Source organism: Microbacterium jejuense (genome assembly GCF_039544225.1).
Classification (GTDB): domain Bacteria; phylum Actinomycetota; class Actinomycetes; order Actinomycetales; family Microbacteriaceae; genus Microbacterium; species Microbacterium jejuense.
In genome coordinates this window covers 88,791-110,354 of sequence record NZ_BAABLG010000003.1, presented here as the reverse complement: position 1 = coordinate 110,354, position 21,564 = coordinate 88,791, and the positions used below count along the sequence as shown (strand labels likewise).

Here is a 21,564-nt window from a genome sequence, read left to right as displayed (position 1 = left end):
GCAATGCTCCGCGTGCTCACGGCCGGCGAATCGCACGGCCCCGAACTCGTCGCCGTCATGGAGGGTCTGCCTGCGGGCGTCCCGATCTCGCGCGCCGCGATCCAGGCGGATCTCGCGCGCCGCAAGCTCGGCTACGGCCGCGGCTCGCGCATGAAGTTCGAAGAGGACGAACTGACCATCTCGTCCGGCGTGCGCCACGGCTACACGCTCGGCAGCCCGATCGCGCTGCGCGTCGGCAACACCGAATGGCCCAAGTGGGTCGAGGTGATGAGCGCCGAGCCCGTCGAGCTCACCGACAAGTCGCGCGGCCGCGGCGCTGCGCTCACCCGCCCCCGACCCGGCCACGCCGACCTCGTCGGCATGCAGAAGTACGGCTTCGACGAGGCACGTCCGATCCTCGAGCGCGCCAGCGCCCGCGAGACCGCGGCCCGCGTCGCACTCGGCGCCATCGCCCGTTCCTTCCTCGGCGAGCTCGGCATCCGCCTCGTCAGCCACACGCTGTCGATCGGCCCGGTGCAGGTTCCGGCAGGGGCCGCACTGCCCACCCCCGACGACGTCGACGCGCTCGACGCCGATCCGCTGCGCTGCTTCGACCCGGCCACGAGCGCTGCGATGGTCGAAGAGGTCGACGCAGCCAAGAAGGACGGCGACACGCTCGGCGGCATCGTCGAGGTGCTCGCGTACGGGCTGCCGCCCGGGCTCGGCTCGCACGTGCAGTGGGACCGCCGGCTGGACGCGAAGCTCGCACAGGCGCTCATGAGCATCCAGGCGATCAAGGGCGTCGAGGTCGGCGACGGCTTCGAGACCACGCGCCGCCGCGGCTCCGCCGCGCACGACGAGCTGTTCACCGCGGCGGACGGCATCACCCGCTCCAGCGACAAGGCGGGCGGCACCGAGGGCGGAATGTCGACCGGCACCGTGCTGCGCGTGCGCGCCGGCATGAAGCCGATCGCGACTGTTCCGCGCGCGCTGCACACCGTCGACGTCGCGACCGGGGATGCGGCCCAGGCCCACCACCAGCGCTCCGACGTGTGCGCCGTGCCCGCCGCGGGCGTCGTGGCCGAGGCGATGGTCGCGGTCGTGCTCGCAGACGTCGTGCTCGAGAAGTTCGGCGGCGACAGCGTCGCCGAGACGCGCCGCAATCTCGACGGCTACATCGCCGCGATCCCCGAGGCGCTGCGCACGGCCGCCGAGAGCGACCTGGCACTGCTCGTCGACAGCGCAGAGGGCGAGCCGCTGTCAGGCCATGACCTCGCGCTCTGACGCTGTCGTGCTGATCGGCCCGATGGGGGCCGGCAAGACCAGCATCGGCAAGAAGGTCGCGCGCGCCCTCGGTGTGCCGTTCTTCGACACCGATGCGGCCGTCGTACGCGACCACGGGCCCATCGAGCAGCTGTTCGCCGAGCGCGGAGAGGCGCACTTCCGGGCGCTGGAGCGCGCCGCGGTGCAGGAGGGCCTCGAGGCGGGCGGCGTCGTATCGCTCGGCGGTGGCGCCGTGCTGCATCCTGAGACGCGTGCGGAGCTCGAGGGCCACCGCGTGGTGCTGCTCACCGTCGCCCCGCGGGTCGTCGCCGGACGCGTGCGCGACTCGAGCCGCCCGCTGCTGCAGGGCGATGATGCGATCGAGCGGTGGACGGCGATCTTCGAAGAGCGACGCCCCGTGTACGAGAAGCTCGCCGACGTGACGTTCGACACGTCGAGCGGCCCCATCCAGGACATCGTCGACGCGCTGGTCGCATGGGTGCGCGGCGGGAACGAGCAGGAGGAGACGGCATGAGCGATGCCACCACCATCACCGTGAGCGGCGACGCGAGCTACGACATCACCGTCGGCCGCGGCATCCTCTCGTCCCTGGGAGACGTGCTGCCGCCCACGGCACGCAAGGTGCTCGTGATCCACCCGCCGACGCTCGCGGCCGAAGCAGAGCGCCTGCGGACGCAGCTCGTCGACGACCGCGAGGTGCTGCTCGCCGAGATCCCCGATGCCGAGGCGGGCAAGCGCATCGAGGTGGCGGCCTTCTGCTGGCAGGTCATGGGCAAGGCGGACTTCACCCGCACCGACGCCGTCGTCGGCTTCGGCGGGGGTGCGGTGACCGACCTCGCCGGCTTCGTGGCGGCGACCTGGCTGCGCGGCGTCGAGGTCGTGCAGGTGCCGACGACCGTCCTCGGCATGGTCGATGCGGCAGTCGGCGGAAAGACCGGCGTCAACACCGCCGAGGGCAAGAACCTCGTAGGCGCCTTCTGGGCCCCGCGCGCCGTGCTGTGCGACCTCGACCTGCTCGACTCGCTGTCACGAAACGAGCGTGTCGCGGGGTACGCCGAGGTCGTCAAGGCGGGCTTCATCTGGGCGCCCGAGATCCTCGACCTCGTCGAGGCGGACCCCGAGAACGCCGTCGACCCGCGCAGTGCCGCGTTCCGCCGCACGATCGAGCTCGCCATCGAGATGAAGGCCCGTGTCGTCGGCGAGGACCTGCGCGAGGCCGGACTGCGCGAGATCCTCAACTACGGCCACACGCTCGGTCACGCGATCGAGCACGCCGAGCGCTATCGCTGGCGCCACGGCGCGGCGATCTCGGTCGGCATGGTGTTCGCCGCCGAGCTGTCGCGCCTGGCGGGCCGGCTCCCGGATGCCGCAGCCCAGCGCCACCGCGACATCCTCGAGTCCCTCGGGCTCCCCACGAGCTACCGCCCGGGCGCCTGGCCGCAGCTGCTGTCGACCATGCAGCGCGACAAGAAGAGCCGGGGCGGCATGCTGCGCTTCATCGTGCTCGACGACATCGCCAAGCCGACGGTGCTGCAGGCGCCTGACGAGTCGCTGCTGTTCGCGGCGTACCAGGAGGTCGCCGGATGACCGCGCCGGCCGTTCGTCGCGTCCGCGCCGACGAGTGGCCCGCGGTCCGTGCGCTGCGCCTGGAGTCGACGAGCGACCCCGACGCGGCCATCGCGTTCCTCGAGACGCCCGAGCAGGTCGCCCAGCGCACCGACGGGTTCTGGCGCGACCGCACGGTCCGCGCCGCCGAGAGCGACATCGCCGCGCAGTTCGTCGCCGAGGCCGGCGGCGTGTGGGTGGGCAGCATGTCGGTGCTGATCCGCGCGACCGGCCAGACCGACAACGTGGGGCGCTTCGTCGACGATCGCCGCGCGGATGTCGTGGGCGTCTATGTGAATCCCGTGCACCGGGGCATCGGCACCGTCGACGCCCTCTTCGATGCCGCGGCAGCGTGGGCGGCATCCCAGGGGCTGTTCCGCCTCACGCTCGACGTCCACGCCGACAACGCCCGCGCCCAGGCGGCGTACCGTCGCAACGGCTTCACACCGACGGGCGTGACCTTCACCGGACCGATCGGGCCGGAGCTCGAGATGGCGCGCGAACTGCCGCGGCAGGCTCGGTAGGGTATGCCCGTGACCACGCCCCGCCGCCTGCTGCTCGTCAACGGCCCCAATCTCAACCTGCTGGGCATCCGCGAGCCCGACGTCTACGGCACGCAGACGCTCGCCGACGTCGAGCAGGTGACGGTGGATGCCGCCGCCCGGCGCGGCTTCGAGGTCCGCGCCGTGCAGAGCAACCACGAGGGCGTGCTCCTCGATGCGATCCACGCCGCCCGCGAGGACTGCGCCGGGATCGTGATCAACCCCGGCGGCCTCACGCACACCTCCGTCGTGCTGCGCGACGCGCTCTCGGGCGTCGGCCTGCCGGTCGCGGAGGTGCACATCTCGGATGTGAAGGCGCGCGAGGAGTTCCGCCACCACTCGTACGTGGCCGACGTGGCAGTCGTGCACGTGATCGGCGAGGGGGTCGCCGGCTATGCGACAGCGGTCGCCCGCCTGATCGACATCCTCACCGGGCAGGCAGAGGGCTGAGCCGGGGCCGACTCGCGGCATCCCGTAGAATGTCCTGTCGGCAACGTGAGATCCTCCGCCGCCGAACCGGAACGACTTCCCCTGACGAACGGAAAACTTCACCTCATGGCTTCCACCGCAGACATCAAGAACGGCGTCGTCCTCAGCATCGACGGACAGCTGTGGAGCGTGGTCGAGTTCCAGCACGTCAAGCCCGGCAAGGGCGGCGCGTTCGTCCGCACGAAGCTCAAGAACGTCGTGTCGGGCAAGGTCGTCGACCGCACCTACAACGCCGGCGCCAAGATCGAGATCGAGAATGTCGACCGCCGCGACTTCACGTACCTGTACAACGACGGCGAGGGCTTCGTCTTCATGGACGTCGCGGACTACGACCAGCTCACGGTCCCCGCCGCCACTGTCGGCGACGCGGCGCACTTCCTGCTCGAGAACCAGCAGGTGCAGATCGCGCTCAACAACGGCAACCCGCTGTACATCGAGCTGCCGGCATCCGTCATCCTCGAGATCACCTACACCGAGCCGGGCCTGCAGGGCGACCGCTCGTCGGCCGGCACCAAGCCCGCCACCCTTGAGACCGGCTACGAGATCCAGGTGCCGCTGTTCCTCGAGACCGGCACCAAGGTGAAGGTCGACACGCGCACGGGTGACTACCTCGGCCGCGAGAAGTAAGGCGTGAGCGCCCGCTCGAAGGCGCGCAAGCGCGCGCTCGACATCCTGTTCCAGGCCGACGTCCGTGGCGACGAGCCGGCGACCATCCTGGCCGCCGAGGCCAAGCGCGCGGTCGGCGAGCCCGCCAGGCAGACCTCGTGGCTGTACGCCCGCGACATCGTCGACGGCGTGATCGACAACCGCGACGCGATCGACGAGCAGATCACCACGTTCTCGAAGGACTGGACACTCGCCCGCATGCCCGCGGTCGACCGCGCCGTGCTGCGCATCGGGGTCTGGGAGATCATGTTCAACGACGAGGTGCCCACCGCGGTCGCGATCGACGAGGCGGTGGAGCTCGCGAAGGAGTTCTCGACCGACGAGTCGGGCGCGTTCGTCCACGGCGTGCTCGCCGGGATCGCCCGCGCCTCCTGACGCCTCAGCCGGCCGGCGCCGGTTGTCCGTCGCCGACCGCGTCGGCCTCGTCGTGCTCCGGCGCGACCGCATCCTGCGGCGCCGCACCCCGTGCGCGACGGGGTGCGCTGCGCCGTTCCCGGAGGATCAGCCAGCCGAGCAGTCCGGCACCGGCGACGACCGCGGCGATGCCCAGCGGCAGCAGCCACGGCGACACCTCGGCCAGCGTCGAGGTCACCAACGGCGCGACCAGCGGCGTCCAGGGTCCGGCGCCGCCGGCGAGCAGCCAGTCGTGCAGCAGGCCGAACAGCGGGATCGCGAGCAGCGCCGCGGCGCCGCCGACGACCAGCCAGATCGCGAAGGCCCGCAGCGGTCTGCGCGCGAGCACGATGCCGGCGATGCCGGCGACCGCGCCGGCCAGCAGGCCCCAGCGGTCGATGATCGTCGTCCAGTGATACTTGGTGCGCCACGCGTCCATGCTCGCCGCATCGGCGATCGGCACCGCGAACTCGCCCGAGATCCCGATCAGCTGACCGGCCTCGGGCGGGAGGGCGATGCCGAAGGCGGTCAGCACCGGTCCCAGCTCGACGGCGAGGGCATGGGTCGGGCCGGTCGACTCGAACTGCGACAGCGCCTCGTCGCGCACCGCGACGAGCGTGACGGTGATCGCATCCGCCGCCGCGGGCGGGATCCGACCACCGGCGAGCACGGCGTGCAGCTGCTGCTGCACGGGCGCGATGACCTCCGAGGCGCCACTGACGGCGACGCCCTGTTCGAGCAGCCAGTCCACGCCGTCCGAGACCTGACTGCGCACCGCCGGGTCGTCGTAGACGGTGATGGCGCCCCGCACAGTGCTGCCGTCGTCGTGCAGCACAGCCAGCAGCAGGTGCGCCTGCAACCAGGCCGTCAGCAGGGCGACGGACGTGACGATGAGCCAGCGGCTCAGTCGCGGCATGCTGAAGTCCGTGATCAGCCCCAGGATTCCCCTCACGCGCGTCCCTTCGTGCGTCAGCGTCTGCGCTCCCACGGCGCAGCGGTGATTCTTCTTACACCCGGTGAGGCACCGACGGCACTCCGAGATACACGGCGGGCCTCGCGAGGACCCGCGTGTCGGCGGAGCTTGCGAGGATGGATGCCGTGACTCCGCCGATCCACGAGACGCCGCCGTACATCGATCCGGCGCACATCCGGCGGTTCACCGACAGCGGGACGTACGAGCGCGGGGTCGCGTACTTCGCCGACGGCGCCGTCCAGCAGGTGACATGGGACGCGATGACCTCCGTGCTCGAAGCGAGCGTCACCGGCAGCGGACTGCGCGCCTACCGCAGCCGCGTCCGCCTCGACCCGCAGCGCGCCGACCGCCCGATCGCGGCGACGTCGTGCACGTGTCCGGTGCAGTTCGACTGCAAGCACACCGTCGCGACGCTCCTGGCTGGCAATCGACTGGCGCAGGCGGCGCCGCCGGCATCGGCCGAGGCCTCATGGCGCGCCGTGTTCGCTCCGCCGCCGACCGCCCCCGGTGCGCGCACCGGCCTCGCCCTCGGTGTGGAGCTGCGCCAGCGGGTGCGCCGCGGCACGTCCACCTGGGCGCCCGCGCGCATCGAGACGGCGACCCCGCGCGGCCTCCACCAGTTCGGCTCCGACGTGCTGGTCGGGCTGCGGCCCCTCGAGCGCTCCGGCCGGTCGGCGGCCTGGATCAAGGGCGGCGTGTCGTGGGACCTGCTGCGTCGTCCCAGCACCGCGTACGAGCCGGAGCAGGCGCGCTGGTTCGCGGAGCTGCACAGCATCGGTCGTGACGTGCGCTCGTTCGGCGCGTTCTCGGACGTGTCGGAATGGCTGACCCTCGACGACATCGAATCGAGCCTGCTGTGGCCGCACCTGGCCACGGCGTCGGACCGCGGCATCCCGATCGTCCCCACCCGACGCGGCACGACGGTGGACGTCGCCGCCGCCGCGAGCGTGACGGTCGAGGCCCGTCGCACCGCGCACGGTCTCGAGGTCGCCCCGGTGGTCGAGATCGACGGCGAGCGCGTGGATGCCGTCGCCCTGCGTCCGGTGGGCCGCACCGGCCTGTACCGGTTCTCGGTCGAGCGCGACAGCATCTCGCTGGTGCTCGCCGAGGTCCCGCTGCCGGATCCGGTGCCCGCACTGCTCGCGGCGGGCGAGACCGTGACAGTCCCCGATGAGGACTCCGCGGAGTTCGTGCGCGATCATCTGCCACGCCTGGCCCGCCGGATCGCGGTCACGGCGCCGGGCATCGATGTCGCACCTCCTGCGCGGCCGCGGCTCGTGCTGCTCGTCCGGTTCGAGCCGGCCCATCGCATCGTGTTCACCGTGGCCTGGCGGTACGGGGACGACGAGCTGCGGGGGCTGGGCGCCGCCGGCGAGGACCGCGACGAGGCCGCCGAACTGGCGATCCGCACGCGTGTCGAGGGGCTGTGGCAGGACAGCTCGCCCGTCGGCTTCGCGGCGTCCGGCACGCTGACCGGCCTCGAAGCTGCCGAGTTCGCGTCGGTGCTGCTGCCCGTGCTCGAGGCCGATCTCGACGTCGACGTCGAGATCTCGGGGGAGCGGCCGCGCTACCGCGAGCTCGCGGGCGACCCGCGCATCGAGATCAACACCGTCGAGACGACCGACGCGGACTGGTTCGACCTGGGGGTCGTCGTGTCGATCGACGGTCGCACGATCCCGTTCGGGACGCTGTTCACCGCGCTCTCGCGCGGGCGCAAGAAGATCCTGCTGAGCGACGGCGCGTACTTCTCGCTGTCGCACCCGTCGCTGCAGCGGCTGCGCGACCTCATCGACGAAGCCGGCGACCTCGACGAGTGGGAGACCGGCCCGCGGATCAGCCGGTACCAGACGGCCCTGTGGGCCGACTTCGAGGACCTCGCCGACGAGGCCCAGCCGGCGGTGTCGTGGCGGGCGACGGTGGACGCGCTGCGCGACGTCGAGTCGGTCCCGGCCACCCCGCTGCCCGCAGGGTTGCAGGCCGAACTGCGCCCGTATCAGCGCACCGGCTTCGACTGGCTCGCCTTCCTGTGGCAGCACCGGCTGGGCGGCATCCTCGCCGACGACATGGGGCTCGGCAAGACGCTGCAGCTGCTCGCGCTCATCGCGCACGCGAAGGAGCAGGGCGAGCGCCGCCCGTTCCTGGTGGTGGCTCCGACGTCGGTGCTCTCGACCTGGCGGAGCGAGGCGGCCAGGTTCACTCCGGGGCTCCAGGTCGAGGTGATCGACGCGACGCGCCAGAAGCGGGGGATCACCGTCGCCGCGACGGCTGCGTCCGCAGACCTCATCGTGACCTCGTACACGCTGCTGCGCCTGGACGAGCGCGAGTTCGCGGCTGTCGAGTGGGCGGGGCTCGTGCTGGATGAGGCCCAGTTCGTGAAGAACAGCCAGACCAAGGTCTACCGGGCCGCGCGCGACCTGCGCGCGGACGTCGTGTTCGCGATCACGGGCACGCCGATGGAGAACAGCCTCACCGAACTGTGGGCCCTCCTGTCGCTCACCGCACCCGGGTTGTTCGCGTCCGCGCGGCGGTTCCGCGAGGAGTACGTCGGACCGATCGAGAAGGGGAAGGTGCCCGAGAACCAGGAGGGCGGCGAGTACCGCGCCGGACGCCTGGCGCGGCTGCGCCGGCGGATCCGTCCGCTGGTGCTGCGGCGCACCAAGGAGCTCGTCGCCGCCGACCTGCCACCCAAGCAGGAGCAGGAGGTGCGGATCGAGCTCGGCGCCGCGCATCGCGCGCTGTACGACACCGTGCTGCAGCGCGAACGGCAGAAGGTGCTGGGACTGCTGGAGGACCTCGACCGCAACCGGTTCATCGTCTTCCGCTCCCTCACACTGCTGCGCATGCTCGCGCTCGCCCCCGAGCTCGTCGACCCCGCGCACGCTCACATCGCGCCGAGCAAGCTCGGCGCGCTGTTCGAGCAGCTGGACGAGGTGCTCGCCGAGGGGCACCGCACGCTGGTGTTCAGCCAGTTCACCTCGTTCCTCGCGCTGGCCGCCGCACAGCTGGAGGCACGCGGCATCCCGTACGCGTACCTCGACGGCTCGACGAGGGACAGGGATGCCGCCATCGCGGCGTTCCGTGCAGGAGAGGCACCGGTCTTCCTCATCAGCCTCAAGGCCGGCGGCTTCGGACTCACGCTCACCGAGGCCGACTACGTCTTCCTGCTCGACCCGTGGTGGAACCCCGCCGCCGAGGCGCAGGCGGTCGACCGCGCGCACCGGATCGGACAGGACCGCAGCGTCATGGTCTACCGCTTGATCGCCAACGGCACGATCGAGGAGAAGGTCATGGCCCTGCAGCAGCGCAAGGCGCGCCTGTTCCGCGCCGTCATGGACGACGACGCCCTGTTCGGCAAGGCGCTCACCGCCGACGACATCCGCGGCCTGTTCGAGGACTGAGCGATCGCTTTTGCACGGCCGGTCGGTCCGGGCGGGCGAGGCGCTCTCGCCTAGAATCGACGGGTTCCACCGATCGCCTGCAGGAAAGAAGGGGGCCTCCCATGCGCGTCACGGGCCTCGGCCACGCCGGAATGTTCATCGAGACGGCGGGCGGCAGCATCCTGTGCGACCCGGTGATCGGTCCGACCTTCTTCGGCTCCTGGTTCCCGTTCCCCGACAACCGAGCCCTCGACTGGGAGAGGTTCGGCAAGGCCGACTTCCTGTACGTGTCGCACCGGCACCGCGACCACTTCGACCCGGCCCTCATGGAGCGGGTGGTCCCGAAGGACATCAAGGTGCTGCTGCCCGAGTATCCGACGGACGACCTCGAGCAGGACCTCCGCAAGCTCGGCTACGAGAACATCATCTACACGCAGGCCGGCGTGCCGCTGGAGTTCGGTCCGCTCACCCTCATGGTCACGCCGCTGCGCGCGCCCAGCGACGGCCCGATCGGCGATTCGTCGCTGTCGGTCGACGACGGCACCGCCAGCATCCTGAACCAGAACGACTCGCACCCGCTCGACCTCGAGAAGCTGATGTCGTTCTCGAAGCCGGACGCGTACTTCACCCAGGTGTCGGGCGCCATCTGGTGGCCCATGGTCTACGACCTGCCGCAGGATGCGAAGCGGAACTTCGCGAAGCTCAAGCGCGACGCGCAGAACAAGCGCGCGATGTACTACATCGAGAAGGTCGACGCCGAGCACGTCTTCCCGATGGCCGGTCCGCCGATGTTCCTGCGCGAGGAGCTGTTCCGCTACAACGGGCAGGGTCTCGAGGGCGACGCGATCTTCACCGACCAGCGCGAGTTCCTCGCCCACATGCGCGAGGAGCGGCCCGAGCAGAAGGGGTACGAGTTCCTCCCCGGCACGGTCGTCGACATCGTCGGCAGCGACGTCACCATCACGCAGACGCTGTACACCGACGCCGAGATCGATCGCGTCTTCGACGACAAATGGTCGTACCTCGCCGAGCAGCGCGACAGCCGCCAGGACGAGATCCGCGCGGAGGAGGCATCCCGTGCCCCCGTGCTGCCGCCGGAGGAGATGCTCGCCGCGATCAAGGAGTGGTGGGAGCCGCTGCTGCGCCGCGCCCGTACGATCCGGGGCGGCGTGGGGGGCAACGTGCGCTTCCGGATCGGCGACCTCGACATGGTCGTCGACTTCCCCAAGGCGAAGGTGCGCGAGTACGACGGCGAGGAGTGCATCTACTGGTACACGATCCCCGCCGACCTCGTCTCGACGAACATCCGCGACCACGAGATCGACTGGTCGAACTCGATCTTCCTGTCGATGCAGTTCGAGGTGGGCCGCAGCGGCAAGTTCAACGAGTTCCTGACGACCTTCCTCAAGTGCCTGTCGCGCGACCGCATCGAGTACGTCGAGAACTGGTACTCCGAGCAGACCGACCAGACCGAGGACGCGCAGCTGGGCGACTGGACCGTGCAGCGGCGCTGCCCCCACCTGCGCGCCGACCTCACGAAGACCGGCAAGATCGAGGACGGCGTCCTCACGTGCTCGCTGCACGACTGGAAGTGGGACCTGGCCTCGGGCCGATGCCTCACCAGCCAGGGGCATCCGATCCGCGCCTCGCAGGTCGAAGAAGAGCGCGAGGCGGCCACTCCCGCCGCCTGACGCCTCGGCTTGTAGGACTCGTACAACGAGACGCTCGCTCGTGCGGGCGTTTCGTTGTACAACGGCGCCGAATGTGGCCGGGGGAGTATCACCGGACCCGGGATCGGATCCTGATCACCGTGCCCGCCAGACGGGCAGACAGATCTCGAAGGAGCCCGTCATGACCACTGTTCCCGTCCGCGGCGCCGCCGGCGTCGTCACCGTCCCCGCCCGCCGCACGAACCCGCTGCGCGCCGCTCTCGCCGCCGAGGCGCGCGCGGAGGCGGCCGTGAAGTCGTTCCTGGAACGGTGGAGCATCCCCGCGCTGCGTGTCGCGCTCGGCCTCGTGTTCCTCGTGTTCGGCGCACTGAAGTTCATCCCGGGGCTCAGCCCCATCGAGGCGCTCGTCGCACGCACCTGGAACGCGCTGTCGTTCGGCATCGTCACCGGATATCCCGCGCTGGCGCTCACCGCGGCGATGGAGACCCTCGTCGGCGTGCTCCTGGTCATCGGCGTGTTCCAGCGGTTCGCACTGGCGCTGCTGGCCGTCACGTTCGTCGGCATCCTTTCGCCCCTGGTGTTCTTCACCGGCGACCTGTTCACGCCCGGGCCGACGCTGACCGCGCAGTACATCCTGAAGGACGTCGTGCTGGTCACTGCGGCGCTGGTCGTGGCATCCCGCGCACTTCGCGCCGCTCCGCGCGACAACTGACAACTGGCACCGAGCCGGGGCGGATCATCGTGATCCGCCCCGGCTCGGTGTCTGGGGGCCGGCCCGGTGTCGTAGACTGGACGGCGATCACAGCAACCTTTAACCCCGTCCCGTGAGGCGGAGAAGGGAGCGGCGGATGAGCACGCGAATCGTGCTGCACGAGGCCGACATCGCCCGGGCCCTGACTCGGATCTCGCACGAGATCCTCGAGTCCAACAAGGGTTCCGATGGCCTGGTCCTCCTCGGCATCCCCACTCGGGGCGTCACCCTCGCCCATCGCATCGGCGCGCTCGTCGAGCAGTTCGGCGGCGAGCCCGTCCCGATCGGCGCGCTCGACGTGACGATGTACCGGGACGATCTGCACCGCAATCCCACGCGCACGCCGCAGCGCACGCAGATCCCCGACGGCGGCATCGACGGCAAGGTCGTCGTGCTCGTCGACGATGTGCTGTTCTCCGGTCGCAGCATCCGCGCCGCGCTCGACGCGCTGCAGGACATCGGGCGCCCCGCGGCCGTGCGGCTCGCGACCCTGGTCGACCGCGGGCACCGCGAGCTGCCGATCCGCCCCGACTTCGTGGGCAAGAATCTGCCGAGCTCCCGGGAGGAGCGCGTGAACGTGCGCCTGCGCGAGGACGACGGCGGCAAAGAGTCCGTCACGATCGAGGGACGGTGAGAAGCGGATCATGAGGCACCTGCTCGACACCCAGACCCTCTCGCGCGAGGACGCGCTGCGCATCCTCGACGTGGCCGAAGACATGTCCGACACGCAGCAGCGCGAGATCAAGAAGCTCCCGACGCTGCGCGGCAAGACTGTCGTGAACCTCTTCTTCGAGGACTCCACGCGCACCCGCATCTCGTTCGAGGCGGCCGCGAAGCGGCTGTCGGCGGACGTCATCAACTTCTCGGCGAAGGGCTCCAGCGTCTCGAAGGGCGAGTCGCTGCAGGACACGGCCCAGACCCTGCAGGCGATGGGGGCGGATGCCGTCGTCATCCGCCACGGGGCGTCCGGGGCTCCGCGCACGCTGGCGACCAGCGGCTGGATCAGCGCCGGCGTGGTCAACGCCGGCGACGGCACCCACGAGCACCCGACGCAGGCGCTGCTGGACGCTTTCACGATCCGCAAGCGCCGGTTCGCCGGCGACAGCCGCGGCCGCGACCTCGCCGGGGTGAAGGTCACGATCGTGGGCGACATCCTGCACTCGCGCGTCGCACGCTCGAACGTCTGGCTGCTGACCGCCCTCGGCGCCGAGGTCACTCTCGTCGCGCCGCCGACTCTCGTGCCGCAGGACGTCTCGGGCTGGCCCGTCGAGGTGCTGTACGACCTCGACGACGCGATCGCCGCCGGCCCGGACGCGCTGATGATGCTGCGCATCCAGCTGGAGCGCATGAACGCCGCCTATTTCCCGACGGAACGGGAGTATTCCCGTCGGTGGGGCCTGGACGCCCGCCGCCTGGACGCACTCGGGGTCGATAGCATTGTCATGCACCCCGGCCCGATGAACCGGGGTCTGGAGATCTCCGCAGAAGCCGCGGACTCGCCCCGTTCGACGGTGCTCGAGCAGGTGACCAACGGCGTCTCGGTGCGCATGGCCGCGCTCTACCTGCTGCTGGCGGGTGCGGACGCCCCCACCACCGAGCCCACGGCACCCGCCGGCACAGCGAAGGAGAACACCCGATGAGCGAGACCCTTCTCTTCCGCGGTGCACTGGTCGAAGGCACCGCCGCGGCCGACGTGATCGTCGACGACGGCGTGATCGCAGAGATCGGCCCGAGCCTCAGCCGCGCCGGTGCGACGGTGGTCGACGCGGACGGCCTGGTGCTGCTGCCCGGCCTCGTCGACCTGCACACGCACCTGCGCGAGCCCGGGTACGAGGCATCCGAGACCATCCTGACGGGGTCGCGTGCGGCCGCGGCCGGCGGTTACAGCGCCGTGTTCGCGATGCCCAACACGTCGCCCGTCGCCGACACCGCCGGCGTGGTCGAGCAGGAGCTCGCCCTCGGCGAGGCCGCCGGCTTCGTCACAGTGCAGCCCATCGGCGCCGTCACCGTCGGGCAGAAGGGCGAGCGCCTGGCCGAGCTCGGCGCGATGGCCGACTCGCGCGCCCGCGTGCGCGTCTTCAGCGACGACGGCTTCTGCGTGTGGGACCCGCTGATCATGCGCCGCGCCCTGGAGTATGTGAAGGCGTTCGACGGTGTCATCGCGCAGCACGCGCAGGACCCGCGCCTGACCGAGGGCGCGCAGATGAACGAGGGCGCCGTGTCGGCGGAGCTCGGCCTCGCCGGATGGCCGGCCGTCGCCGAGGAGTCGATCATCGCGCGCGACGTGCTGCTGGCAGAGCACGTCGGCTCGCGCCTGCACGTGTGCCACCTGTCGACGGCGGGCTCGGTCGACATCATCCGGTGGGCCAAGAAGCGGGGCGTCAACGTCACCGCCGAGGTCACGCCGCACCACCTGCTCCTCACCGACGAGCTCGTGCGCGACTACGACGCGCGCTTCAAGGTGAACCCGCCGCTGCGCCGCGAAGAGGACGTGCTCGCGGTGCGCGAGGGCCTGGCCGACGGCACGATCGACATCGTCGCGACCGACCACGCCCCGCACCCCGCCGAGGCGAAGGCGTGCGAATGGCACGCGGCCGCGAACGGCATGGTGGGCCTGGAGAGCGCGCTGCGCGTCGTCCAGCAGGCCATGGTCGACACCGGGCTCATCACCTGGGGCGACGTCGCGCGCGTCATGTCGCGCGAACCCGCGCGCATCGGCCGGCTCACCGGCCACGGCACGCCGCTCACCGAGGGGCAGCCGGCATCCCTCGCCTTCTACGACCCGTCACCGCGCCGGACGTTCACGACCGGCGATCTGCGAGGCCGCAGCGTCAACTCGCCGTACCTCGGCCGCGAACTGCCGGGTGACGTCCGCTGGACGCTGCACCGCGGCACCGTGACCGTCGCCGACGGCGCCCTGCTCGACACCCCGGGGGTGCGCGCATGACCCGCGAGGGCGCGCTGGCGATCATGATCGCCGTCGCCGTGGGGCTGCTTGCGGCGCTCGCGTGGGCCTGGTGGCGACGAACGCGGCGCGACGCGGCGTTCACGGCGCCGGTCGGCGAGATCCCCGGCGGCGCGCATGAGCTCGCCGAGTTCGCGGCGCTGTACGTCGCCACGACACGGCACGGCGACCCGCTCGAGCGGCTCGCGATCGCCGGCCTCGGGTTCCGCTCCCGATCGGATGTCACAGTGACCGACGCCGGCGTCGCGCTCGATCTCACCGGCCAGCCCCGGGTGTTCCTCGCCGCGGACCGCATCGCCGACGTCGGCCAGTCGACTGTCGCGATCGATCGCGTCGTCGAGCCCGACGGCCTCGTGCGCCTCGCGTGGCGCCTCGACGACGGCACCGTCGTCGACTCCTACCTTCGTCCTCAGGATGCCTCGGCCCGCGCCCTCGCGGACGCCGTGGCCGGCATCCTTCCCCCGAACCAGACGGGAACCCACGCATGACCTCCCTGTTCCAGACCGCTCCGGCCGTCCTCGTGCTCGAGGACGGCACCCGCCACGTCGGCCGTGCCTACGGCGCCCAGGGCACGACGCTCGGCGAGGTCGTCTTCGCCACCGGCATGACCGGCTATCAGGAGACCCTCACCGACCCGTCGTACGCCGGCCAGATCGTGCTGCAGACCGCACCGCACATCGGCAACACCGGCATGAACGACGAGGACCCCGAATCGCGACGCATCTGGGTGTCGGGCTACATCGTGCGCGACCCCTCCCGCGTGGTGTCGAACTGGCGCGCCGACGAGTCGCTCGACGACGCGCTCGTGACCGATGGCGTCATCGGCATCAGCGGCATCGACACACGTGCCGTCACCCGCCACATCCGTTCCGCAGGCAGCATGCGCGGCGGGATCTTCTCGGGGGACGCCGCCGCGATCGAGCCCGACGAGCAGCTGCGCCTCGTGCGCGAGGCTCCCGAGATGGCGGGCCAGAACCTGTCGGCCGAGGTGTCGGTCGCCGCCGTCGAGGTCACCCCGGCCACCGCGGAGCGCATCGGCAACCTCGCGGTGCTCGACCTCGGCGTCAAGCAGGCCACCGTCGACAACCTCGCCGCCCGCGGCTTCGACGTGCACGTGCTGCCCCAGTCGGTCACGATCGACGGCATCCGGGCGATCGACCCGGTCGCGGTGTTCTACTCCAACGGCCCCGGCGACCCGGCGGCGTCGGGCGACCACGTCGACCTGCTGCGCGGCGTGCTCGACGACGGACTGCCGTTCTTCGGCATCTGCTTCGGCAACCAGCTGCTCGGCCGCGCGCTGGGCCTGGGCACCTACAAGCTGCCGTTCGGCCACCGCGGCATCAACCAGCCGGTGCTCGACAAGGCGACCGGCCGCGTCGAGATCACCGCCCACAACCACGGCTTCGCCGTCGACGCGCCCGTCGAGGGCGAGTTCGACAGCCCGAACGGCTACGGCCGCGTCGAGGTCAGCCACGTCGGCCTGAACGACCAGGTCGTCGAGGGTCTGCGCGCGCTCGACATCCCCGCGTTCTCGGTGCAGTACCACCCCGAGGCGGCCGCCGGCCCGCACGACGCCAACTACCTGTTCGACCGCTTCCGCGACCTGGTCGTCGCGAACCTGGAGACCAAGAAGAATGCCTAAGCGCGACGACATCAACTCCGTCCTCGTCATCGGATCCGGCCCGATCGTCATCGGCCAGGCGTGCGAGTTCGACTACTCCGGCACGCAGGCCTGCCGCGTGCTCCGCGAGGAGGGCGTGCGCGTCATCCTCGTGAACTCGAACCCGGCCACGATCATGACCGACCCCGACTTCGCCGACGCGACGTACATCGAGCCGATCAACTGGCGCGTGATCGAGACGATCATCGCCAAGGAGAAGCCCGACGCCATCCTGCCGACGCTGGGCGGTCAGACGGCGCTCAACGCGGCGATCGACCTGCACAAGCACGGCATCCTCGAGAAGTACGACGTCGAGCTCATCGGCGCCGACTTCGAGGCGATCAACAAGGGCGAGGACCGCCAGATCTTCAAGCAGCTGGTGCTCGACGCCGGCGCCGACGTCGCGGACTCCGTGATCTGCCACACGATGGACGAGCTGCTCGCCGGCGCCGAGAAGCTCGGCTACCCGCTGGTCGTGCGCCCGTCGTTCACGATGGGCGGTCTCGGCTCGGGCTTCGCGTACGACGAGGAGGACCTGCGCCGCATCGGCGGCGCCGGTCTGCACGACTCGCCGACCAACGAGGTGCTCCTGGAGGAGTCGATCCTCGGGTGGAAGGAGTACGAGCTCGAGCTCATGCGCGACACCGCCGACAACACGGTGGTCGTCTGCTCGATCGAGAACGTCGACCCGGTGGGCGTCCACACCGGCGACTCGATCACCGTCGCCCCGGCGCTCACGCTCACCGACCGCGAGTACCAGAAGCTGCGTGACATCGGCATCGACATCATCCGCGCGGTGGGCGTCGACACCGGTGGCTGCAACATCCAGTTCGCCGTCGATCCGGCCACCGGCCGCGTGATCGTCATCGAGATGAACCCGCGCGTGTCGCGGTCGTCGGCGCTGGCGTCCAAGGCCACCGGCTTCCCGATCGCGAAGATCGCCGCGAAGCTCGCGATCGGCTACCGGCTGGACGAGATCCCGAACGACATCACCAAGGTCACGCCGGCGAGCTTCGAGCCGACGCTGGACTACGTCGTCGTGAAGGTGCCGCGCTTCAACTTCGAGAAGTTCCCGGCCGCCGACACGACCCTCACCACCACCATGAAGTCGGTGGGCGAGGCGATGGCGATCGGCCGCAACTACGCCACCGCGCTGCAGAAGGCGCTGCGCTCGCTCGAGAAGCGCGGCTCCAGCTTCCACTGGGGCGATGAGCAGCGCTCGGTCGACGAGCTGCTCGAGATCGCGCAGACCCCGACCGACGGCCGCATCGTCGTCCTGCAGCAGGCGCTGCGCAAGGGCGCGACGATCGACCAGGCGTTCGAGGCCACCAAGATCGATCCCTGGTTCCTGGACCAGATCGTCCTCATCAACGAGGTCGCCGAGTTCGTGCGCGCCGCGGGCGAGCTGAATGCCGCCACCCTGCGCATCGCGAAGGAGCACGGCTTCAGCGACGCCCAGATCGCGGAGCTCCGCGGCGACACCGAGGCACAGGTGCGCGGGCTGCGGCACGGCCTGGGCGTGCGCCCGGTCTACAAGACCGTCGACACGTGCGCGGGGGAGTTCCCGGCGCTCACGCCGTACCACTACTCCAGCTACGACCTCGAGACCGAGGTCACGCCGTCGGAGCGCACCAAGGTCGTCATCATCGGCTCTGGCCCGAACCGCATCGGCCAGGGCGTCGAGTTCGACTACTCGTGCGTGCACGCGTCGTTCGCCCTCGCCGACGCCGGCTACGAGACCGTGATGGTCAACTGCAACCCTGAGACGGTCTCGACCGACTACGACACGTCCGACCGCCTGTACTTCGAGCCGCTGACCCTCGAGGACGTCCTGGAGGTCCTGCACGCCGAGGCGCAGTCCGGCACCATCCTCGGCGTCATCTGCCAGCTCGGCGGTCAGACCCCGCTCGGGCTCGCGAAGGGCATCGAAGAGGCCGGGTACACGATCCTCGGCACGAAGCCCGCCGCGATCGACCTCGCCGAGGAGCGCGAGCTGTTCTCGCGCCTGCTCGACGACGCCGGACTCGTGGCGCCGCGCAACGGCACCGCGATCGACGTCGAGGGCGCTGTGGCGGTGGCAGAAGAGATCGGGTACCCCGTGCTGGTGCGCCCGAGCTTCGTGCTCGGCGGTCGCGGCATGGAGATCGTGTACTCGACCGAGGCGCTGCGCGACTACTTCGTGCGCGTGGCCGACCAGGCGATCATCGGGCCCGGCCTGCCCCTGCTGGTGGACCGGTTCCTCGACGACGCCATCGAGCTCGACGTCGACGCCCTGTTCGACGGCGAGGAGCTGTACATCGGCGGTGTCATGGAGCACCTCGAAGAGGCCGGCATCCACTCCGGCGACTCGTCGTGCACCCTCCCGCCGGTGAGCCTCGGCCGCACCGACATCGACCGCGTGCGCGAGGCCACGCACGCCATCGCCGAGGGCGTGGGCGTGCGGGGTCTGCTCAACGTGCAGTTCGCGATCTCGGCCGGCGTCCTGTACGTCATCGAGGCGAACCCGCGCGCGAGCCGCACGGTGCCGTTCGTGTCGAAGGCGCTCGGCATCCCGCTCGCGAAGGCGGCGTCGCGCATCATGGCCGGCTCCTCGATCGCCGAGCTGAAGGCAGAGGGCCTGCTGCCCGCACAGGACGGCTCCCGCGTGCCGCTGGACGCCCCGGTCGCCGTCAAGGAGGCCGTGCTGCCGTTCAAGCGGTTCCGCACCCGTGAGGGCCAGACGGTGGACTCCGTGCTCGGTCCGGAGATGCGCTCCACGGGCGAGGTCATGGGCATCGACCGCGACTTCCCGACCGCGTTCGCGAAGTCGCAGGATGCGGCGTACGGCGGCATGCCGCAGTCCGGCACCGTGTTCATCTCGGTCGCCGACAGCGACAAGCGCGCGGTGATCCTCCCGGCCCACCGCCTGCAGGAGCTGGGCTTCGACCTGGTCGCCACCGAGGGCACGGCCGAGATCCTCGCCCGCAACGGCATCGACGTGCAGGTGGTGAGCAAGTACTCCGAGACGCAGGAATCGGGCGCGACGAACATCGTCGACCTCATCAACGCGGGCGACATCGACATCGTCGTGAACACGCCCTCCGGCGGCGCCGCGCGCGCGGACGGCTACGAGATCCGCGCCGCCGCGGTGGCCGGCGACAAGGCGCTGTTCACCACGATGGCGGTCCTCGGCGCCGCGGTGAGCGCGCTGCCGGTGCTGCGCGAGGGATTCGACGTCAAGAGCCTGCAGGAGTACGCCCTCGACCGGCAGGCACGCTCGTGACCTCGTTCGGACAGCGCGTCCGTGCGGCGTTCGCGTCGCACGGACAGCTGTGCGTGGGGATCGATCCGCATGCGCATCTGCTGTCCGAGTGGGGGATGGATGCCACGCCCGGAGCCGCCCGCGACTTCGGGCTGCGCGTGGTCGAGGCCGCCGCAGGGCGCGTGGGCGTGGTCAAGCCACAGGTGTCGTTCTTCGAGCGCTACGGCGCGGCCGGGTTCATCGCCCTGGAGACGGTGATGGCGGCCGCCCGCGACGCCGGGCTCCTCGTGATCGCCGATGCCAAACGCGGCGACATCGGCACCACGATGGACGCGTACGCCGAGGCCTGGCTGACCCCCGGCTCGCCGCTCGAGGCCGACGCACTGACGGTGAGCCCGTACCTCGGCGTGGGCGCTCTGGAAGGCACGTTCGCCCTCGCGGAGCGCCATGGCAAGGGTGTGTTCGTGCTCGCGGCGACGAGCAACCCCGACGCGCGTGCGCTGCAGGGCGCCCGGACCACGGACGGCGCCACGGTGGCCGCCGAGGTCGTGCGCGAGGTGTCGGAGCGCAACGCGGGCACGACGCCCACGGGGGAGTGGGCGAGCCTCGGCTTCGTCATCGGAGGCACGGTGGACTGGACGGATGCCGGCCTGCAGCCGTTCTCGCCGGTCGCTCCGATCCTCGGCCCGGGGTTCGGCCATCAGGGCGCCGAGCCCACGCACCTGCGCGACCGCTTCGGCGTGCTCTCAGAGGCCGTCATCGCCTCCGAGAGCCGCAGCATCCTCTCGGCCGGTCCCGACGGGATCGCTGCCCGCATCGCGGAGCGTGCGGGGCTGTACACTGCCGCAGCGGCGGGGTAAACGCTGTCCTCCGACAGGCCCGCACGGGAAGAATTCCCGCGCCACGGAGTGGTTTCGGTCAGCCCGCCTCCGCGGTGATACCTTCGGAGAGCCGCAGCACGAACAGCCGGACCCGACCGGCTCCCGCCGCGCATTCTGAGCTCGCCCATCTCTACCGTGGTGATTGACATGCCCGATTCACGCACCCCAGAAACTGGGGTCCCCGCCCACTCAGCGACCCGGCCGCCCGAGGTCGACCGGGTCGCGGCATCCCGTCGCGCCGTCGCCGCCCGACGCGAGCGCGCCGCCCTCAAGAAGGACGTCGCGATGCGCGTCATCACGCCGCAGGAGCTGCTGCGCCGTGCACTGGCCGATCCCTCGTCGCCTGCCGGCGCGATGCGCGTTCCCGAGTTCCTGACGGCGATCCCTGCCATCGGCGAGGGCAAGCGCGATCGGATCCTGCACGACCTCGAGATCTCACCGGTCAAGCGGCTGGGCGGGCTCGGCTCGCGCCAGCGCGAAGAGCTGCGTGCGTTCCTCGACGCCCGCTGGCCCGAGCTCGAGCCGCGCGGCGGCCGCAGCCGGCTCGTGGTGCTCGCCGGGCCGACCGCCGTCGGCAAGGGCACCGTGGCCGCGTACATCAAGGACCACCACCCCGAGATCCTGCTGTCGGTGTCGGCCACGACCCGTGCGCCGCGTCCCGGCGAGGTCGACGGCGAGCACTACTTCTTCGTCGACGACGCCGAGTTCGACCGCATGATCGCCGATGGCGAGCTGCTCGAGCACGCGACGGTGCACAACGCCTATCGCTACGGCACGCCGCGCGGCCCCATCGAGAAGGCGCTGGCCGAGGGACGCACTGTCCTGCTCGAGATCGACCTGCAGGGCGCCCGCCAGGTACGCGAGGCCGATCCGTCGGCGACGCTCGTGTTCCTCCTGCCGCCCAGCTGGGACGAGCTCGTCCAGCGCCTCGTCGGCCGCGGCACCGAGGACGCCCCCGAGCGCGCCCGTCGTCTGCGCACCGCCAAGACCGAGCTCGCCTCGCAGGGCGAGTTCGACTTCCGGGTCGTGAACGACGACGTCGCGCACGCTGCCGCCGAGGTCGCCCGCCTGACGCGCTAGGCTGCGGC

Annotated in this window: 19 protein-coding genes; 18 read left to right on the top strand and 1 reads right to left on the bottom strand. The window is 71.0% G+C overall.

From position 1 onward, the window contains the following. Positions 1-3 precede the first annotated feature (3 nt). From aroC to nusB, 7 genes are all read left to right on the top strand, one after another. A complete protein-coding gene (gene aroC / locus ABEA46_RS04775) occupies positions 4-1,263 on the top strand; it encodes a chorismate synthase (RefSeq protein ID WP_345543225.1) in 1,260 nt (419 codons plus the stop codon). Then, positions 1,247-1,777 carry a shikimate kinase gene (locus ABEA46_RS04770; RefSeq protein ID WP_345543224.1) on the top strand — a complete coding sequence of 177 codons (531 nt, stop codon included), beginning with the start codon at positions 1,247-1,249 and terminating at the stop codon, positions 1,775-1,777. Before aroC ends, ABEA46_RS04770 begins: the two co-directional genes overlap by 17 nt. Then, positions 1,774-2,850 (top strand): 3-dehydroquinate synthase, encoded by a 1,077-nt coding sequence (aroB, locus tag ABEA46_RS04765; RefSeq protein ID WP_345543223.1) that lies wholly within the window; start codon positions 1,774-1,776, stop codon positions 2,848-2,850. Before ABEA46_RS04770 ends, aroB begins: the two co-directional genes overlap by 4 nt. Continuing rightward, positions 2,847-3,392, top strand: coding sequence for a GNAT family N-acetyltransferase (locus ABEA46_RS04760; protein ID WP_345543222.1), 546 nt, complete (start codon positions 2,847-2,849; stop codon positions 3,390-3,392). Before aroB ends, ABEA46_RS04760 begins: the two co-directional genes overlap by 4 nt. 9 nt (positions 3,393-3,401) lie before the next feature. Further along, positions 3,402-3,860: a type II 3-dehydroquinate dehydratase gene (gene aroQ / locus ABEA46_RS04755; protein WP_345543221.1), complete on the top strand. Its 459-nt coding sequence runs from the start codon at positions 3,402-3,404 to the stop codon at positions 3,858-3,860. Between the two features lie 105 nt (positions 3,861-3,965). Further along, complete coding sequence (gene efp, locus ABEA46_RS04750) at positions 3,966-4,526, top strand: elongation factor P (RefSeq protein WP_345543220.1); 561 nt, start codon at positions 3,966-3,968, stop codon at positions 4,524-4,526. Between the two features lie 3 nt (positions 4,527-4,529). After that, a complete protein-coding gene (gene nusB, locus ABEA46_RS04745) occupies positions 4,530-4,940 on the top strand; it encodes a transcription antitermination factor NusB (protein WP_345543219.1) in 411 nt (136 codons plus the stop codon). A 4-nt stretch (positions 4,941-4,944) separates the two neighbouring features. Here the strand turns inward: nusB and ABEA46_RS04740 are convergent, their stop codons facing one another. Next, positions 4,945-5,910 carry a hypothetical protein gene (locus ABEA46_RS04740; RefSeq protein ID WP_345543218.1) on the bottom strand — a complete coding sequence of 322 codons (966 nt, stop codon included), beginning with the start codon at positions 5,908-5,910 and terminating at the stop codon, positions 4,945-4,947. Positions 5,911-6,056: 146 nt separating this feature from the next. On the opposite strand from ABEA46_RS04740, the gene ABEA46_RS04735 reads away from it, so the two are divergent. The 11 genes from ABEA46_RS04735 (at position 6,057) to gmk (ending at position 21,556) form a co-directional block, all read left to right on the top strand. Beyond that, complete coding sequence (locus tag ABEA46_RS04735) at positions 6,057-9,329, top strand: DEAD/DEAH box helicase (RefSeq protein WP_345543217.1); 3,273 nt, start codon at positions 6,057-6,059, stop codon at positions 9,327-9,329. 101 nt (positions 9,330-9,430) lie between these two features. Next, entirely contained in the window at positions 9,431-10,999 is a 1,569-nt protein-coding gene (locus tag ABEA46_RS04730) for a Rieske 2Fe-2S domain-containing protein (RefSeq protein WP_345543216.1), read from the top strand. 160 nt (positions 11,000-11,159) lie between these two features. Beyond that, complete coding sequence (locus ABEA46_RS04725; protein WP_345543215.1) at positions 11,160-11,690, top strand: DoxX family protein; 531 nt, start codon at positions 11,160-11,162, stop codon at positions 11,688-11,690. A 136-nt stretch (positions 11,691-11,826) separates the two neighbouring features. After that, on the top strand, positions 11,827-12,363 hold the full coding sequence (gene pyrR, locus ABEA46_RS04720) for a bifunctional pyr operon transcriptional regulator/uracil phosphoribosyltransferase PyrR (RefSeq protein WP_345543214.1): 537 nt from the start codon (positions 11,827-11,829) through the stop codon (positions 12,361-12,363). 10 nt (positions 12,364-12,373) lie between these two features. Continuing rightward, complete coding sequence (locus tag ABEA46_RS04715; protein WP_345543213.1) at positions 12,374-13,369, top strand: aspartate carbamoyltransferase catalytic subunit; 996 nt, start codon at positions 12,374-12,376, stop codon at positions 13,367-13,369. Continuing rightward, positions 13,366-14,676: a dihydroorotase gene (locus ABEA46_RS04710; RefSeq protein WP_345543212.1), complete on the top strand. Its 1,311-nt coding sequence runs from the start codon at positions 13,366-13,368 to the stop codon at positions 14,674-14,676. The genes ABEA46_RS04715 and ABEA46_RS04710 overlap by 4 nt, the downstream gene beginning before the upstream one ends. After that, entirely contained in the window at positions 14,673-15,182 is a 510-nt protein-coding gene (locus ABEA46_RS04705; RefSeq protein WP_345543211.1) for a PH-like domain-containing protein, read from the top strand. The genes ABEA46_RS04710 and ABEA46_RS04705 overlap by 4 nt, the downstream gene beginning before the upstream one ends. Next, positions 15,179-16,336: a glutamine-hydrolyzing carbamoyl-phosphate synthase small subunit gene (gene carA, locus ABEA46_RS04700; RefSeq protein WP_345543210.1), complete on the top strand. Its 1,158-nt coding sequence runs from the start codon at positions 15,179-15,181 to the stop codon at positions 16,334-16,336. Before ABEA46_RS04705 ends, carA begins: the two co-directional genes overlap by 4 nt. Further along, complete coding sequence (gene carB, locus ABEA46_RS04695; RefSeq protein WP_345543209.1) at positions 16,329-19,616, top strand: carbamoyl-phosphate synthase large subunit; 3,288 nt, start codon at positions 16,329-16,331, stop codon at positions 19,614-19,616. The genes carA and carB overlap by 8 nt, the downstream gene beginning before the upstream one ends. After that, on the top strand, positions 19,613-20,455 hold the full coding sequence (gene pyrF / locus ABEA46_RS04690) for an orotidine-5'-phosphate decarboxylase (RefSeq protein ID WP_345543208.1): 843 nt from the start codon (positions 19,613-19,615) through the stop codon (positions 20,453-20,455). The genes carB and pyrF overlap by 4 nt, the downstream gene beginning before the upstream one ends. A 168-nt stretch (positions 20,456-20,623) precedes the next feature. Further along, the gene (gene gmk, locus ABEA46_RS04685) at positions 20,624-21,556 is read left to right on the top strand and encodes a guanylate kinase (protein ID WP_345543207.1); all 933 of its coding nucleotides are present in this window, start codon (positions 20,624-20,626) and stop codon (positions 21,554-21,556) included. Positions 21,557-21,564: the final 8 nt, after the last annotated feature.